The sequence below is a fragment of the Candidatus Saccharibacteria bacterium genome (genome assembly GCA_016700375.1).
Classification (GTDB): domain Bacteria; phylum Patescibacteriota; class Saccharimonadia; order Saccharimonadales; family UBA4665; genus JAGXIT01.
On record CP065016.1, the window covers coordinates 154,352 to 169,119 of the forward strand.

Consider the following 14,768-nt stretch of genomic DNA (forward strand, 5'->3'; position numbering starts at 1 on the left):
ATTGCCAATCGCCAATTCATCGCGAATTGCCCATAGCCAATCGCTAATTTTTTCGAAAGGAGGCAACGCATGAGTACAACTACTACTGATCCTATCTCCGACATGCTAACTCGAATTCGCAACGCGATTGCAGTTGGAAAGACCGAAGTTAGCTTGCCACATAGCAAAATCAAAGAAAATGTCGCCATTAGCCTGCGCAATAACGGCTTCTTACATGATGTTAGCACCGAGGACCTCACCGTTGGTAAGCGTTTGCACATTACCATCAACCTAGAAGGTGAAAACGCTAAAATTACTGAGATTAAGCGTCTTAGCAAGCCGGGTCGTCGTTCTTACACGAACGCCCGCGAAGTGCCTCAGGTAAAACGCGGTCGCGGCGTGCTCATCATTTCGACTTCAAAAGGTCTTATGACCGGCGAAGAGGCCAAGCAACAAGGAGTTGGCGGAGAACTAATCTGCCAGGTTTATTAGTCTAAGAAAGGAAAGAAATGAGTCGAGTAGGAAAACTACCCATCCAAGTTCCAAGCGGTGTGACAATCACTGTCGACTCAGACGCTGTGAAGGTGTCTGGGGCCAAAGGGAATCTTGAAACACCTCAGTTAGAGGGAATTACTGTTAGTGTTGAGGACGGCGTCCTCACTGTATCCCGTGCAAATGATATGCCGAAGATTCGCGCTGCTCATGGCCTTATGCGCGCACTCATAAACAATATGGTGCAAGGTGTTAGCCAGGGCTTTAGCAAAAAGTTAGAGTTAAACGGTGTTGGCTACCGTGTTGCCATGCAAGGCACCGACCTCAAACTCAATATTGGTTTTAGCCACGATGTTATATACAAAGTGCCGAGCGGCGTGCAAGTAGCCGTCGAACAAAACACCATGACGGTGAGCGGCATAAACAAACAGCAAGTTGGCCAGGTAGCCGCTGAAATCCGCGCTCTTAAGAAGCCAGAGCCGTACAAGGGCAAAGGTATAAAGTACGAAGGCGAACGTATTTTGCGCAAGTCGGGTAAGTCAGGAAAGGACAAGTAATGAAAAAATTATCCATTACCCTGTCACCTGTCACCTTGCATTACCCTGTCACCTGTCACAATGGTTACATGTCACACGGTACATCAATGTTACATGTCACACGTGACACGCTAATCTGCGACGAAAGGAGCTCCCTATGAGCCTATCTACCAAACTTGTCCAGCGTGCCCAGCGCAAAAATCGCATACGTGCGACAGTGATTGGCACCACCGAACGGCCTCGACTGAGCATCCACATTAGCAATGCAAATGTAAGCGCACAAGTTATTGATGACAGCAAACACCACACGCTTGCTTCAGTGACTACCGCAAACAACAAGGCCGCCAAAGGCACCCTGACCGAAAAAGCTGTATGGGTTGGCAATGAAATTGCTCTTGCGGCTAAAAAGGCAAATATATCCCAAGTAGTATTTGACAGGAGCGGCAAGCAGTACCATGGCCGCGTAAAAGCCCTCGCCGATGCGGCACGGGAGAAAGGATTGGAGTTCTAAATGAAATACTTCGTATTTTCTGAGGGCAAAGGGCAAAGGGCAAAGGGCAAAGTTAGCTCTAATGAACTCAGCCCTCAGCCCTCAGCCCTCAGCCCTGTTCTGACCGAAGGGAGGAACGCATAATGGCCGAAGAAGCAATACAACAAGCCGCAGTCGAACAAGCCGCGCAGGCAGGTCCACAATCTGCTCCACACCGTGGAGGCCAAGGGAACCGCGGCGGCCGTCGTGATGGTGGCCGACCGGCACGTAGCCGCAGCGAAGCACCCGAAGAAAAACAATTCGATGAACGCGTTGTGCACATTGACCGTGTTGCCCGCGTTGTGAAGGGTGGACGTCGCTTTCGTTTCCGAGCCCTCGTCGTTGTGGGTGACCGCAAAGGCAAGGTAGGTATTGGAAGCGCGAAGGGCGCAGATGTAACAGCTGCCGTGAGTAAGGCGACTGAAGTTGCTAAAAAGCACTTTACGCCAGTTGTGCTATATAAGGGAACCATTCCACATGAAGTCAATGGTAAGGTTGCCGGCGCGCGTATTTTAATTATGCCAGCTGCACCGGGTACCGGGCTTATTGCCGGTGGTGTTGTTCGCACCGTTCTTGAAGTTGCCGGTGTGAGCAATGCGCTTAGTAAATCACTTGGCAGTAGTAACAAAACGAACATTGCCTACGCTACCATTGCCGCTCTTGAAAGCCTTGAGCCAAGCAAGAACTGGGTAACTACAAAACACAAGAGTCAAGAGTCAAGAGTCAAGAGTCAAGACAAAAAAACTCAGATTACAGCTGTCATTCCGAGCAAAGCCGAGGAATCCCCGCAAAAAGATTCCCAGGTGAAAACTGCCCCTGTTAAAAAGACATCCGAGGTAAAAAAGGCAGTGTCGGCTAAAAAGCCTGCTGCGAAAAAGGAATCAAAATGAGACAAGAGACAAGAGACAAGAGACAAGAATTAGTTATCAGTCGCAAAGCGACTGTCATGACTCATGACTCATACTTCATGACTCAGCGACTAAAAGGAGCCCTATAATGAAATATCATGAACTTACTTCGACGCCGAAAAAATCAGGCAAGCGTGTTGGTCGCGGTATTGCAGCTGGCCAGGGTAAAACGGCTGGTCGTGGTACCAAAGGACAAGGTGCACGTACCGGTTCCAGCAAGAAGCCGGGCTTCGAAGGTGGCCAAAACCCACTTATGCAGCGTTTGCCAAAACTACGGGGCTTCCGTAGCTTTCGAGTAAAGGCAGAAAACGTATATACTGAACAGCTCGATACGCTCGGCTCTAAGGTAGACAACAAAGTTCTCGCTGCTTCTGGGCTTGTCAGCAGCGAATATGTTCGCGTCAAGCTACTTTTCCGAGGTGAAGTCAGCAAGAAAGTTGATGTACAGCTTCAAGCAGCTAGCCTCAATGCTATGGAAGCGTTACAAAAAGCGGGGGGTAGCTTTACACCCGTTCCAAGACGCATGCGTCCTGCTAAAAAAGAAGCAGAGAAATAGAGCAAACTGTCTTAAGCAGCAAAAAGGCGCTTTCGAAAGCGCTTTTTTGTTTTATTACAGCAAAGAGGCTGTTATACTGGGACTGAAGAAATATAGTGTATAAGAGGGGTTTTCGTGAACTGGAAGATTATTGGCGCATCATTTAAACAAGGCGATATGCGAAAGCGCATTTTTGGGGTACTTGGTATATTATTGATTTTTCGCATTTTGGCGCACATACCGGTGCCACTGGCTGACCCGCAAACCCTTAAACAAGTACTGACAAACCTATTTTCGTCACAAGATACACCGCAGCTACTCAGTTTTATAAACGTTTTAAGTGGTGGTGCGCTGGCTAACTTTTCTATTATGATTGCGGGGCTTGGTCCATACATTAATGCCAGCATTATTATGCAACTGCTTACGAAGGCAATCCCCAAGCTTGAGAATATGCGTAAAGACGGCGAATCGGGGCAGAAACGCATAAACCAGTACACCCGACTCCTGACGTTCCCCTTGGCAATTATCCAGGCTATAGGTTCAATTTATCTTGTTCGTCAGTATGCGCAGCAAGTCGGTGGCATAGGTGATATTACGGCAAACACTTCTTTATGGCAGTGGGCTCTAATGGTCGCGGCACTCACAGGTGGGTCAATGCTTTTGATGTGGATGGGAGAGCTTGTTACCGAGAAGTCAGTTGGTAATGGTATTTCACTGCTCATTACCGTGGGCATCGTAAGCGCCTTGCCAGGAACCATTAGTCAGGTTGCTTCATCTATATACGACAAAACAAACAAATGGGAGATTTTTGGACGTGAACTGCCTATTAACGCTCGGGCGTTCTGGTATGCACTGGCAATTCTTGCGGTCGTAATTTTGGTGACATGGATTGTAGTTATGCTGAACGAAGCAGCCAGACGACTAACCATAAACTACGCGAAACGAGTGCAGGGAAACCGGGCGTACGGTGGCGTCACCACGACACTTCCGGTAAAGCTTATAACCGCGGGTGTTGTACCAATAATCTTTGCTATTGCTTTCTTAAGCGTCCCTAGCTTTGCTGGGCAGCTAATGACCTCTAGTAGTAACCCGAAATGGGCTGAGCTTGGTCAAAACCTTGTCACGTGGTTCCAAAACCCTACGGCGCAAACACTGGCTGCAGGTGGGCTGCAAGCCTATATATACCCGGTAACGTATTTCTTGCTAGTTTTCCTTTTCACATTCTTTTATACGAGCATTACGTTCAACAGCAAGGAGATAGCCGAAAACCTACAGAAGCAGGGCGGTTTTATTGAAGGCGTTCGTTCTGGTACGCAAACTGAACGGTATCTAGCAAAAACGGTCAATAAAATTACACTGTTTGGGGCGATATGCCTGGGTATTTTGGCAATTATGCCCATAGTGGCGCAAATGTTTGTTCCAGAAAACCTTGCACTTGCTCTGGGTGGCACAAGCGTTTTGATACTTGTAGCCGTTTCGCTCGAAACGCTTCGCGCGGTAGAGTCGCGTGCGCTCATGATTACCTATGACCAATATAGTCGCGATGACTTTTTCTACGACTCTCAGGGAGGAAATGGTTCGGTTGCTGCAAATCGGGGCGCAAAAGCACTTCGCTACGTTCCAAATGCGCTGCGCCGAATCCCAGCGAAAATCTCGAGCAAAAACAAGAAGTAAAAAATTCGTAAAACACTTTACAGCTCGTCGTAAAAAATGCTATACTAGTTAGACGTAAAAACCTATGGCGAGTAATAAGGAAGTCATCGAACTGAACGGCGTAATTGTCGAGACCCTGCCGGGTACTCAGTTTCGTGTCGAACTTGAAAACGGCCATCAGATTATTGCGCATGTTGCCGGGAAGATGCGGAAGCATTTTATCCGTATTGTACCTGGCGACGCGGTCACCGTAGAGTTGACGCCCTACGATCTGACCAAAGGTAGAATAACCTACCGAAAGGGCTGACCATTTACATACAGTACCCTCTGCGCATGATTGCGCTCCGATGCTCATGTACTCTTACGTACACTGCGCTTCGGTGCTCATCCTGCATCACCGATGGCACAATACGTAAAAGGCCAGCTAGCTGAACTTTCTAGGGATTGGTTCATCCGGACTGACCAGTCAGCCGACTGGTCGATGTACGGATCAATCCTTCGAAAGTTCGGCCAAGTATATCAATTAATGCAGTGAGTCACCGTCCTGAAAGGAGATGATCCGTACATGAAAGTACGTGCAAGTGTAAAAAAGATTAGCCCCGACGATAAGATTGTTCGTCGCAAGGGCCGTCTTTACGTAATTAACAAGTTTAAGCCAAAGCATAAGCAGAGGCAGGGGTAGTATATGGCAGCACGAATATCTGGTGTAACCATACCCGCTGAAAAGCAGATTTGGGTTGCACTAACCTATGTTTATGGCATTGGGCCAAAAACTGCAGAAGGCATCCTTTTGTCAGCGAAAATTGAGCCGACTGTTCGGGTTAAAGATTTGACCGACGCTGAAATTGGTCGAATCCAAGATTATATCAACGAGCACCTTACTGTAGAGGGTGAGTTGCAGCGAATTGTGAGTGGCAACATTAAGCGGCTCAAGGACATCGGTAGCTACCGCGGCCTACGGCACAAAAGCAACCTTCCATCACGCGGACAGCGCACCAAAACAAATGCGCGCACCCGACGGGGCAAGAAAGTAACTGTCGGCGGTACGGCTAAGAAAGTAGCAAGCAAGACCTAAGGACTAATATGGCAGATACACCTACTACATCTGTAGCCAAGAAGAAGAAAGCAAAGCGCAGCGTTTCAGCTGGCCAGCTTCATATTCAGGCTACGTTTAACAATACTATCGTGACACTGACAGACGCCAGCGGTGGCGCACTCGCCGCTTCAAGCGCTGGCGCTTGTGGCTTTCGTGGCTCTAAAAAAGGTACGGCCTATGCCGCACAAGTTGCTGCTGAAAAAGCCGGCAATCTGGCAAAGCAGGCTTATGGCCTGAGCAAGGTAAACGTTTTTGTAAAAGGCGTCGGCCTTGGGCGCGACGCAGCAATCCGTGCAATGCAAACCGTTGGAATTGCTATAGAAAGCATCACTGACGTTACCGGTGTTCCCCACGGCGGTGTTCGCCCAAAGAAAGCAAGGAGGGTCTAGTCTATGGCACGTGACACTCAATCTATTGTAAAAATGTCGCGCCGCGAAGGCTACGCACTACACCCGAAAGCACACAAGGCGCTCGCAAAGCGTACAAACATGCCGGGTCAAGCAGCGAATGCACGGGTACGCAACAAGCCAAGCCAATATTCTTTGCAGCTGCGCGAAAAGCAGAAGGTTAAGCGGCTGTATGGCCTGCTCGAAAAGCAATTTTCAAACCTTATGGCAGAAGCATCCCGTACTCCTGGTCAGTCTGGTGCAACACTCCTTCAGTACCTCGAGCGACGGCTTGACAATGCCGTTTACCGCGCTGGGTTTGCGCCATCACGCCGCGCAGCTCGTCAGCTCGTAACCCACGGGCATTTCATGTTGAACGGCCGCCGTGTTGATATTCCATCGATTCGACTGCGCGTTGGTGACGAAATCGAACTTCGTGAACATAGCAAGTCGAGCGAATATTTTAAGAAACTCGATGAAACGAGCCCAGCCCCAAGCGCAACACCAAACTGGGAAAGCGTTGACCGAAAGAAAGTCCAGCTCAAAATTACCGGCATGCCGCTGCGTGAAGATGCTGAACAGGATATTAACGAACAACTAATCGTTGAGTACTACTCACGCTAAGGAAAGGACATTTCAAAGATATGTCAAAAATGATTCATACCCCAGGACTTGTCGCCGTCGATGACCACAGCGCCACGAGCAGTACATTTGTTATAGAACCACTGCAAACTGGCTATGGCATGACGCTTGGCAACAGCCTCCGCCGTGTATTGCTTTCTAGCATCAGCGGTGCTGGTGTTACCAGCTTTAAAATAGATGGCGCGACGCACGAATTTACAACCATTAAGGGCGTAAAAGAAGATGTTGTTGCTATTATGCTCAACCTCAAACAACTCCGCTTCCGTGTTTACGGAGAAGACGCACAAACAGTGCGTATTACCAAAAAGGGTAAAGGTGTTGTTACCGGTAAAGATATCCAAGGAAACGCAGACATCGAGGTTGTAAACACAGACCAAGTGATTGCTACCATAGACGATGACAAGGCGAGCCTCGTTATCGACCTAGTGGTAGAAACGGGCCGCGGCTACCGTACTATAGAAGAAAGCACCGTCAAGAAACAAAGCGATTTCGTAGCGCTCGACACCATCTTTAGCCCCGTAGTTCGTTGCCGTTACAAGGTTGACAAAACCCGCGTTGGCCAAATGATTGACCTAGACAAACTTAGCCTTACCGTCGATACCGATGGCACTATTAGCCCTCGCGATGCCTTTGAAGAGGCGGCAGCTATATTGGTAAATCAGTACGCTGCACTTGCTGGAAAGACTCGTCTTCCTGCGCAAGAGACCAGCGCTGCAGTACACGAGGCCGGTGAGACAAGCGTAGAAGACGGCTCCATGCTGAACACAAGCATCGAAGACCTTAATCTAACCGCCCGCACCACGAACGCACTGGTGAACAACGACATCCACACCATTCAGGACTTGTTTGCCTTGAGTGACGCGGAGCTTCGTGACCTGAAAGGCTTTGGCAGCAAAGCTCTTGACGAAGTAAAAGATAAACTGGCGGAATTGGAGTTGTAGTATGCACCGTCACGGATATAAAGGAACCAAATTTGGTCGTGAGCGTGACCAGCGAGAGGCTCTGGTAAAGAGCCTTGCAGAAGCGCTCATCATAAACGGCTCAATTGTTACCACGCTGCCAAAGGCGAAAACAGTTGTGCCCTACGTCGAACGACTCATAACTAAAGCAAAGAAGGGTGATTTGCACAACCGCCGTCAGGTATTAGCCGCATTGCAGACTGTCTCGACAGCGCACCGCTTGGTTGACGAAATCGCACCAAAACTCACCAGCCGCAACAGTGGGCACTTGCGGGTCGAACGCACCGATAGTCGGCGCGGTGACAATGCTGAAATGGCACGCGTGAGCTTTGTTGACGACCTCAAGTCGGCACCAGTGGCAAAGGCTGCTACTAAAGCCCCAGTGAAACAGCGTCACGAACAAGATGAAGTGAAGTCCACCCCTGTCAAAAAGGCAGTCCCAAGTGGAACTCGCGTTGCCAAGGCAGCCGACAAGCACCTGAGTCACAAACCAGCCGTCCAGGTGAGAAAGAGCGGGGAAAGATAGTATGAATACATATTCTGCAAAACCAAGCGATGTTACCCGCAAGTGGTATGTCGTGGACGCATCTGAAACTACGCTCGGTCGTGTTGCGACGCAGGTTGCAACGCTGCTCACCGGCAAGGGTAAGCCAATGTTCACCAGTCACATTGACTGCGGTGACTTTGTGGTGGTGATTAATGCCGATAAACTTCAGGTTACCGGTGCAAAAATGACCGACAAAATGTACTACAACCACAGTGGCTACCCTGGTGGTCTTCGTGAGCGACAGCTCAAGGACGTTGTTGAAAAAGACAGCACCGAAGTCATATTACAAGCTGTGCGCGGGATGCTTCCCGGCAACAAATTGCGCGATGGACGTCTCGCACGCCTGAAAATCTACGGCGGTGCCGAACACAACCACGCCGCACAAAAACCAGAAGTACTTAGCCTGAAAGGAGCAAAATAATGGCTGAAGCTAAAGCTACTACCAAAGCTACTAAGGGTCACTATTACTATGCTCTTGGTCGCCGCAAAAGCGCCACGGCGCGCGTGCGCCTCATGAATGGCAAGGGAAATGTGGTTATTAACGACAAGCCAGTGGCTGAGTACTTTGCTGAAAGCAAATTACTGCTCGGCGAAATCCAAAAGCCATTTACGGCTCTTGAACTGCCACTTAAAGATTACGACGTTAGCGTTGTTGTGAGTGGTGGCGGACATGCTGGTCAGGCCGATGCAATCCGCCTTGGGATTGCAAAAGCTCTCGTTGAGAAGAACGAAGAGTACAAAGCGACTTTGCGCCGCGCAGAACTGCTCGGTCGCGACAGCCGTGAACGCGAACGCAAGAAGTTTGGCCTCAAAGGCGCCCGCAAACAGCGCCAGTTCACCAAGCGCTAGGTATACGAAGACCACTCAAAGACCCCGAGAGGGGTCTTTTGTCTATAAATGAAGGTTATGGCGAAACAACATCCTGAAGCCGATTGGAACAGATACGAGCATGTTATTGGGCTTACGAACAAGCTATTAGCAAGTGGTGAAGCGCGCCTAGGCTTCGTGGGTATTCCTCAGGGGCAGATTAATCTACAAGAACTTATTACTGCAGTTCTGGCAGAATGCGAGATGGTTGGTATTGGTCGAGTAGGGGCTGGGCACGTTGCGCTTGAAGGCCTTCGAAAAATAAACAATATGCCTGTCTTTGGCCTATTCGGTCGTTCTGTAGGAGGGCTGCTGTCTCTCCATGACTTTGAAGTACCAAGACGACTGTTTACTTCAGACGTTCCAGGCGCACTTGCTGAAGGCATAGAAAACACTCGAGTTTTGGCTGTAGACTATCATGCTCGCGGCAAGATTGGCTCAACAGATGTTTCTAGTTTTGTCGGAACACTTATTCGGGTACAAGGATTTGATCAACAGAACTCATCGCCTATTTCAACCGTAACAGTCATTCCACGCAACCAGTACGTTGCAACTGCCGGAATCTGTGTTCCGGATGATCCGTTAGGTCACGTAACAGAAGTCCTAGAAGGCATTACCGCATCGAGAGCATCCTAGTGCTATACTTTTCGTATGCGTAAACAGCAGCAAATCTGGGCAGCAGAGCATGCAACTTCGGCCTCGTTGACGAAAATGGCTGGCGAAGAGCCCGCGAGTGGCGTCGTGGCTTTTGTGCAGTGGCTGAAGGAGTATGCCGCAAAGCCTGGGCATGCTGTAGACATCGGTAGTGGCAAAGGGAGAAATGCAATTTATCTTGCGCAGCAGGGGTATGTTGTTGATGCGCTGGAATACATCGCAATTGCTCGGCAGCACACCAAAACACTGGCGAAAGCAAAGGGCCTCGAAACGAAAGTGCACAGTAAGGATGTAGAAATTGACGGAAGGTGGCCCTATGAAGACAATGTGTTTGATGTGGCCATTGACTCATTTGCATCTATTGATGTCGAAACATTGGAAGGTCGTAAACATTGCCGTGACGAAATGTACCGCACCCTGAAACACGGAGGCTATGCACTTGTTACCGTGTGTTCGGTGGATGATGAATGGGAGCGCGAGCTACTGGCAAACCATCCTGGTCCAGAACCAAACAGCACTATTTGGCCGTCTAACGGGAAGTTTCAGAAAGATTATAGTGAAGAAGAGCTGCGGGAGTTTTATGAATTGTTTACCGTTCATGAACTAAAGACTATTCAGAAGCCAGCACACAAGCTCGGCCGAAATGGTACGGCTACTAATTTCTGGCTTGTCATACAGAAAAAATAGTTGCAATGTATGTTTTGTTGTAGTACTATAACCGTTATGAAAACAGTACAAACCAATTTGTATTGGTATACCGACACTTCTGTGGCGGTCTGTTCTGTGCGCTGAAACACATTTGAACCCATAAAGTAGACCGCCACCATGGCGGTTTTTTAGTAATGAAAAGGGAGAAATATGAACGTTGATGAAATACTAAGACCATCTGGCATCGGAACAGAAACGGTGTTACCAAACCGCAGACCCAACCTGAGTGAAGATCAAATTCGAAAAGCTGCTCAGCTAGCTGGGCTAGAAGGTTTTGGTGACCCACCCTCAGCAACGCCGCATAGGAACGAGGAAACACAATGATTGGGATTGTTGGCTCGGCCGGTGATTTAGGAAGTCAACTACTAAATCGGATGCAAGAGCGCGGAATAGAGGTAGCTACTTTTGACGCCTGGGGCAGCAACAATAGCCATAAATCTGTCGGTGATGTTGTTGCAGATTCGGAAATAACTCACTGGTGTGCGCCGCTTGATGCACTAAATTTGCTTGGTAGCCCTGCCGAGAGGCGGCAATTAGTACTTCATAGCAGTGTCATGCACCTCTCATATGATGCGCTGGTAAATCATGGTCAAAGGCTACCTAAGGTAGGCTTCAACATCGTTCATTGTTTGATGAACAGACATGACACGGTAAATGCTGCAACGGGACACGTTTCGGAAGCAGTCAAGACCCACCTTGGTCAGATTGGGCTAAATGTTCGGCCAAAAACTATTCACGAACACGATAAGAATGCGGCACTTACGCAGGGGGCTGCAATGGTTTTATGTGAATTATTGCTTGGCGAGCTACAGGGTGTCCATGAAGAAGATCTGACACCATCTGGCGAGTGGCTATTAAAGGTTCTCGAAGAACGTGCTATGAACTGGACCGATGCCACCAAAAATTCAGTGCTCCGAAACCCTGAGCTATCTCAACTATTTGCATCTAAAAGGATAGAAGAAATTTTTCAAAGATATCTAAACGTTGCGTGAGGTATACTACTACTATGACGAAACAAGTAATATTAACTGGCCTACGGGCAAATAACGACCTGCACATTGGCAATTATTTTGGCGCACTGCTGCCGCTAATAGATATGGCAAAAACGCGGTCAGACGAGTACGATGTGCATTTGTTTGTGCCTGACCTGCACAGTTTTACAACCCCCATAGACTATAGCCAGCTGCAAGACCAGATTATGCACAATCTTCGCCTGTATGCAGCTGCCGGTTTGCCCCTGGACAACCCAAGCGTGCGCATTTACCGCCAAAGTTTCGTTCCGGCTCACTCTGAGCTAACTGTCATCCTCAACTCATTCACAGGAATGGGTCAGATGGAGCGCATGACACAGTTTAAGGATAAATCTGGCAAACTCGGGGTAGATTCTATTAGCGTGGGGCTGTTTGACTACCCAGTGCTAATGGCAGCAGATATCTTACTTTACGGCGCAAAGTATGTTCCTGTGGGTGATGACCAAAGCCAGCACCTTGAGTTTGCAAGGGACATTGCCGAGCGGATGAACAGTAAGTTTGCGCGAGAACTGTTTACGGTGCCGGAGCCAGTTACTAAACAGCACGAGTTTTTTCATGGCATTCATAGCTTTAGCGCAGAAGGCGGCAAAGACCAGCCTTCGCCAAGGCTACGGCCGGCAGGCCAGGGGCTGCGCATAAAGGACTTGCAAGACCCAACCAAAAAGATGAGCAAGAGTGACGAAAGTGGCAAGGGCATCATTTTCCTCGGTGACTCACCGGAAGCGGCTGCGAAAAAGATTCATAGCGCTGCTACTGATAGTTTTGGGCGCATAGACGTAGATAATCAAGACCAGCCGGGCATTGTAAACCTCATGCAAATCTTAGCACTTGCGACCGGCAACTCGTATGAAGAGATAAAGACTAACTACACTGGTCAAACCCAGTATGGCCCCCTCAAAATCGACGCTGCAGTGGCGATTTCTGAGTTTCTCCATGCATTTCAGGACCGACTTGCTGCAGTAGATGAAACTAAGCTGACAGAGAAACTTCGTGCAGATGAAGTTAAAATGAACGAAATTGCCAACCAAACACTGCTGCGTGTCCAAAAAGCCGTCGGCCTCCGTCCTGTGTCATCCTGAACTTGTTTCAGGATCCAAACATTATGAAAGAATCATATGTGTACATACTAGCCTCAAAAGCTCGTGGAACTTTGTATATCGGTGTTACCAATAGCTTTGAGCGAAGGTATTTTGAACATTCGATGGGCCTAAATGGCGAAAGCTTTACTCAGAAATATAACGTTAAACGGCTCGTATATTTTGAAAAGTGCGATTCTATAGAACAGGCTATAGTTAGAGAAAAACAGCTTAAGAATTGGCATAGACAGTGGAAAATTAATCTCATTGAGTCTGTAAACCCTGGCTGGGATAATCTGAGTATTCGTTATGGTATAGATGCTGAAACAAGTTCAGCATGACGTATGGTGCTACCTCTGTTAGAATATACCTATGGCAAATCTTGAAGTGAGTCGGGCGGAGCGGTTAGACCAACGGGTAGTGGCTATGTTGCCACAGCTTAGTCGTGCCTATGCTGCAAAACTCATTGAAACGAAACGCGTCTCTGTAAATGGTCAATCCCAGGTGAAACCAGGCTACAAGCTGCGGCCAGATGACGAGGTCACTATTGAATACGATGAAGCGGAAGAAGAGCACATTCCCGACATAGAACTCGAGGTCTTGTACGAAGACAATGACTGCGTGGTTATATACAAGCCCGTTGGGATACTTACGCACAGCAAGGGGGCATATAACCCCGAAGCGACTGTTGCCACCTGGTTACGTTCTCGCCTGAAGCGTGAAAGCTCCGACCTTTCACGCGGGACGGCCGTGAAAGCTCCGACCTTTCACGGGGGAGAGCGGGCAGGGATTGTGCATAGGCTCGACAGGGCAACAAGTGGGGTTATGATATGCGCCAAGAACACAGAAGCACTGAGCTGGCTGCAAAAACAGTTTGCGCAGCGTCGTACAAAAAAAACGTATATGGCTGTCGTGAAAGGGAGTATGAACCCAGAGGCAGCAATTATTGATATGCCCATAGAGCGAAACCCAAAGGCGCCAGCGACGTTTCGGGTAGGTGAGCAGGGAAAGCCGGCCAAAACAACCTATCGAACGCTTGTAAGTGGTAAAACGCATAGTCTGGTGGAGTTAAAGCCGGAAACTGGCCGGACACATCAGCTTCGTGTTCATCTGGCACATCAGGGGCACCCTATTGTCGGCGATACATTTTACGGTGGCCAGCCCGCCGACCGCTTGTATCTGCACGCGGCAGAGCTTGAGCTCACCATATTGGCAGGACATGAGCGGAAAGTGTTTCGCGCTGCCGTGCCACCTGAGTTTCAGGAGTTTGCCAATACATGAACCCAAATTTGGTGTTACGCCAAAGCACGAAAGAAGCGGTAGACCGGTATTTGACGCACCCAGCGCAATCGGTTCTCGTAACTGGTGCTGCTGGGTCAGGGTTGACAACCTTGGCGCACAGCATGGCCGCCAGCATGCTTGGTGTGGACGCACAGAAGCTATCGGAACAACCGTATGTGCGCCTCATTTCACCAGAGAACGATAAAATCAGCATTACGAATATACGCGATTTACAGCAGTTTGTAAGCCTGCAAATTCCATCTAAACGACAAATTGGGCGAGTTATACTCATAGATGATGCACACGCTATGACTAGAGAGGCACAAAATGCACTCCTGAAGCTACTAGAAGAGCCGCCGAAGCAGACAATACTACTTCTTGTTGCTTCACGTCCTCGACTGCTCTTACCGACCATTTTATCTCGGGTCCAACAGCTGCACATTAGTCGACCTGAGGAGTCAGAAGTTATAAAATATTTGGAACAGAGAGGTTACGAACAAAAATCTATTGCCCAACTCTTGCTCGCAACTGGTCAAAACATAGCCGAAACTATTCGCCAGCTTGAGCTTGGAAATGAGCTGGCGGGTCAAACCGTGAATATCGTGAAGCAAGCTTTGGCCGCCGAACCGTTTGAACGGCTACTTATGGTAGAGAGAGAGCTCAAAGACAAGACACTTGCCCGAGATTTTGTGAGTACGCTTTCGACCGTTGCTTCTAGTAGCGTTTTTAGGGTATCCGAAAGAGGCGACGTAGCAGCCATTCTTCGGTGGCAATCGATTCTGGCAGCCAGTGAAGTGGCATCCCGAGCTCTTAGGCATAGCGGAAACCAAAAACTTGTACTGACTGAGCTTATGCTGGCACTTTAGCTGTGATATACTACTGAGACTAT

23 protein-coding genes are annotated in these 14,768 nt (G+C 48.8%); all 23 read left to right on the plus strand.

What is annotated here, in order from left to right; translation table 11 throughout:
- Positions 1-69: 69 nt before the first annotated feature.
- A complete protein-coding gene (gene rpsH, locus IPP75_00770) occupies positions 70-471 on the plus strand; it encodes a 30S ribosomal protein S8 (protein QQS69665.1) in 402 nt (133 codons plus the stop codon).
- Positions 472-488: 17 nt separating this feature from the next.
- Positions 489-1,028, plus strand: coding sequence for a 50S ribosomal protein L6 (gene rplF, locus IPP75_00775; GenBank protein ID QQS69666.1), 540 nt, complete (start codon positions 489-491; stop codon positions 1,026-1,028).
- Between the two features lie 136 nt (positions 1,029-1,164).
- Entirely contained in the window at positions 1,165-1,518 is a 354-nt protein-coding gene (locus IPP75_00780; protein QQS69667.1) for a 50S ribosomal protein L18, read from the plus strand.
- A gap of 122 nt (positions 1,519-1,640) precedes the next feature.
- Positions 1,641-2,426 carry a 30S ribosomal protein S5 gene (gene rpsE / locus IPP75_00785; GenBank protein ID QQS69668.1) on the plus strand — a complete coding sequence of 262 codons (786 nt, stop codon included), beginning with the start codon at positions 1,641-1,643 and terminating at the stop codon, positions 2,424-2,426.
- 106 nt (positions 2,427-2,532) lie between these two features.
- Positions 2,533-3,000, plus strand: coding sequence for a 50S ribosomal protein L15 (rplO, locus tag IPP75_00790; protein ID QQS69669.1), 468 nt, complete (start codon positions 2,533-2,535; stop codon positions 2,998-3,000).
- Between the two features lie 114 nt (positions 3,001-3,114).
- Complete coding sequence (secY, locus tag IPP75_00795) at positions 3,115-4,653, plus strand: preprotein translocase subunit SecY (protein ID QQS69670.1); 1,539 nt, start codon at positions 3,115-3,117, stop codon at positions 4,651-4,653.
- A gap of 64 nt (positions 4,654-4,717) precedes the next feature.
- Positions 4,718-4,939, plus strand: a complete 222-nt coding sequence (gene infA, locus IPP75_00800) for a translation initiation factor IF-1 (protein ID QQS69671.1) — start codon at positions 4,718-4,720, stop codon at positions 4,937-4,939.
- A gap of 258 nt (positions 4,940-5,197) precedes the next feature.
- Complete coding sequence (rpmJ, locus tag IPP75_00805; protein ID QQS69672.1) at positions 5,198-5,314, plus strand: 50S ribosomal protein L36; 117 nt, start codon at positions 5,198-5,200, stop codon at positions 5,312-5,314.
- 3 nt (positions 5,315-5,317) lie between these two features.
- Complete coding sequence (gene rpsM, locus IPP75_00810) at positions 5,318-5,707, plus strand: 30S ribosomal protein S13 (protein ID QQS69673.1); 390 nt, start codon at positions 5,318-5,320, stop codon at positions 5,705-5,707.
- A gap of 8 nt (positions 5,708-5,715) precedes the next feature.
- Positions 5,716-6,117 carry a 30S ribosomal protein S11 gene (gene rpsK / locus IPP75_00815; GenBank protein QQS69674.1) on the plus strand — a complete coding sequence of 134 codons (402 nt, stop codon included), beginning with the start codon at positions 5,716-5,718 and terminating at the stop codon, positions 6,115-6,117.
- Positions 6,118-6,120: 3 nt separating this feature from the next.
- Positions 6,121-6,738, plus strand: a complete 618-nt coding sequence (gene rpsD, locus IPP75_00820; protein ID QQS69675.1) for a 30S ribosomal protein S4 — start codon at positions 6,121-6,123, stop codon at positions 6,736-6,738.
- 20 nt (positions 6,739-6,758) lie between these two features.
- On the plus strand, positions 6,759-7,697 hold the full coding sequence (locus tag IPP75_00825) for a DNA-directed RNA polymerase subunit alpha (GenBank protein QQS69676.1): 939 nt from the start codon (positions 6,759-6,761) through the stop codon (positions 7,695-7,697).
- A gap of 1 nt (position 7,698) precedes the next feature.
- Complete coding sequence (gene rplQ, locus IPP75_00830) at positions 7,699-8,241, plus strand: 50S ribosomal protein L17 (protein ID QQS69677.1); 543 nt, start codon at positions 7,699-7,701, stop codon at positions 8,239-8,241.
- A gap of 1 nt (position 8,242) precedes the next feature.
- A complete protein-coding gene (gene rplM, locus IPP75_00835; protein ID QQS69678.1) occupies positions 8,243-8,683 on the plus strand; it encodes a 50S ribosomal protein L13 in 441 nt (146 codons plus the stop codon).
- On the plus strand, positions 8,683-9,111 hold the full coding sequence (gene rpsI / locus IPP75_00840; GenBank protein ID QQS69679.1) for a 30S ribosomal protein S9: 429 nt from the start codon (positions 8,683-8,685) through the stop codon (positions 9,109-9,111). The genes rplM and rpsI overlap by 1 nt, the downstream gene beginning before the upstream one ends.
- 57 nt (positions 9,112-9,168) lie before the next feature.
- Positions 9,169-9,765 carry a hypothetical protein gene (locus IPP75_00845; protein ID QQS69680.1) on the plus strand — a complete coding sequence of 199 codons (597 nt, stop codon included), beginning with the start codon at positions 9,169-9,171 and terminating at the stop codon, positions 9,763-9,765.
- A 15-nt stretch (positions 9,766-9,780) separates the two neighbouring features.
- Positions 9,781-10,470: a class I SAM-dependent methyltransferase gene (locus tag IPP75_00850; protein QQS69681.1), complete on the plus strand. Its 690-nt coding sequence runs from the start codon at positions 9,781-9,783 to the stop codon at positions 10,468-10,470.
- 171 nt (positions 10,471-10,641) lie between these two features.
- Positions 10,642-10,815, plus strand: coding sequence for a hypothetical protein (locus IPP75_00855; protein ID QQS69682.1), 174 nt, complete (start codon positions 10,642-10,644; stop codon positions 10,813-10,815).
- Complete coding sequence (locus tag IPP75_00860; GenBank protein QQS69683.1) at positions 10,812-11,483, plus strand: hypothetical protein; 672 nt, start codon at positions 10,812-10,814, stop codon at positions 11,481-11,483. The genes IPP75_00855 and IPP75_00860 overlap by 4 nt, the downstream gene beginning before the upstream one ends.
- A 14-nt stretch (positions 11,484-11,497) precedes the next feature.
- Entirely contained in the window at positions 11,498-12,601 is a 1,104-nt protein-coding gene (locus IPP75_00865; protein ID QQS69684.1) for a tryptophan--tRNA ligase, read from the plus strand.
- Positions 12,602-12,624: 23 nt separating this feature from the next.
- Positions 12,625-12,939: a GIY-YIG nuclease family protein gene (locus IPP75_00870; protein QQS69685.1), complete on the plus strand. Its 315-nt coding sequence runs from the start codon at positions 12,625-12,627 to the stop codon at positions 12,937-12,939.
- A gap of 31 nt (positions 12,940-12,970) precedes the next feature.
- Entirely contained in the window at positions 12,971-13,879 is a 909-nt protein-coding gene (locus tag IPP75_00875) for an RluA family pseudouridine synthase (GenBank protein ID QQS69686.1), read from the plus strand.
- Positions 13,876-14,745 (plus strand): AAA family ATPase, encoded by an 870-nt coding sequence (locus IPP75_00880; protein ID QQS69687.1) that lies wholly within the window; start codon positions 13,876-13,878, stop codon positions 14,743-14,745. The genes IPP75_00875 and IPP75_00880 overlap by 4 nt, the downstream gene beginning before the upstream one ends.
- Positions 14,746-14,768 lie beyond the last annotated feature (23 nt).